The organism is Kitasatospora sp. NPDC059571 (assembly GCF_042735675.1).
Classification (GTDB): Bacteria; Actinomycetota; Actinomycetes; order Streptomycetales; family Streptomycetaceae; genus Kitasatospora.
The window spans coordinates 1-1,365 of record NZ_JBHWBW010000829.1 but is presented as its reverse complement, the minus strand read 5'-3'; the positions used below and the strand labels follow the sequence as shown (position 1 = coordinate 1,365).

Genomic DNA, 1,365 nt, shown 5'->3' with positions numbered 1-1,365 from the left:
GCCCCGCCGGCCCCCCCCCCCGTCCCCCAGATTGGGGTCGGGGGGGGGGGGGGGGGGGGGGGGGGGGCGGGGGGGGGGCCCCCCCCGGGGGGGGGGCGCCCCGCTCGGGTCCGGCGGTCCGGTCGGGACCGGGTCCGGTCAGTACCAGTGGTGGGCCTGCCAGAACGCCCAGGCGCCGCACGGGCTGCCGTACCGGGTGTTCATGTAGTTCAGGCCCCACTTGATCTGGGTGGCCGCACTGTCGCGCCAGTCGGCGCCGGCCGAGGCCAGCTTGGTCGCGGGGAGGGCCTGGACGAGCCCGTACGCGCCGGAGGACCGGTTGACCGCGTGGACGTTCCAGCTGCTCTCGTGGAAGACGATGTTGCTGAAGCAGCCGAGCTGGCCGGCGGGCACCATCTGCGCGGCGATCTGCTGCGGGGTGCCGGTCGGAGCGGCGGGCTTGGCGGGCTTCAGTGCCTGGCGCTGCTGCGACCGGGAGGCGGCCTGGGCCTGGGCCTGGGCCTTCGCCCGGGCATCCGCGTCGGCCTTCGCCTTCGCGTCCGCGGCGGCCTTGGCGTCCGCATCCGCCTTCGCCTTGGCGTCGGCCGCGGCCTTGGCGTCCGCGGCGGCCTTGGCCTGCACGTCGGCGGCGGCCTTGGCCAGTGCGTCGGCCTTGGCGCGGGCGTCCGCGTCGGCCTGGGCGCCGCCGGTCTGCGCATCCGCGGCGGCACGGGCGGTGGCCAGCTGCTGGGCGATGGTGGCGCCGGGGGCGGGTGCGGCAGCGGCGGCGGCCGCGGGCGGGGTCGCGGCAGCGGCGGAGGAGTCCTGCGGCAGAGCCAGCGCGAGGGTCGCCGTACCGGCGACCGCGAACGCGGCGACCCCGGTGACCAGGGCGTTGCGGCGGTGGCGGGGCGGTAGATTCGTGGGCAGCAGCGGCATGGCGGGTGACAACCTCTTCCGTCGGACGGGGCCGATTCCGGGCACACGGATGCCGCGCAGCGTGTTCGGGGGAACCGTCCGCGGGGCCGTGCGGGCGGCCTGGGCGCACCGGCCGACGGGCCGGAGCGGTCGCGGCGTGCGGCGGGATTCCGGGCCGCGCCGCCCTGCGACCGGCTCATTCTTGACAGACCCGCGGAGCGGCGGCAACGACCTCCGCTACGACGACCGGTCGTAGACTTGCCGACGCGCCCGGTCGACGGCCGGGCGCTTCGGCGTGGTTTACCCGCTGGGCCACCGGGGCAAACCCCGACCCCGGAATCGGGCCCGGAATCCGGGCTGACCAGCGGATATTTCGCCCCGCGGGGCCGCGGGCCGGCCGGGGGGGGGGTGACCAAGACCCCCCCCCCGCCCCGTCGCGAGGTGGTGTGTGGGGGGGTGTGGGTGTCT

Annotated in this window: 1 protein-coding gene; it reads right to left on the bottom strand. The window is 77.7% G+C overall.

Annotation, left to right across the window (positions count from 1 at the left end; translation table 11 throughout):
- Nucleotides 1–138 precede the first annotated feature (138 nt).
- Nucleotides 139–918, bottom strand: coding sequence for a transglycosylase SLT domain-containing protein (locus ACFV0G_RS39370; RefSeq protein ID WP_380558741.1), 780 nt, complete (start codon nt 916–918; stop codon nt 139–141).
- Nucleotides 919–1,365 lie beyond the last annotated feature (447 nt).

Bases quoted from the DNA above. Each gene is read 5' to 3' on its own strand.
- ACFV0G_RS39370 (WP_380558741.1), bottom strand. From the start codon at position 918: ATGCCGCTGCTGCCCACGAATCTACCGCCCCGCCACCGCCGCAACGCC.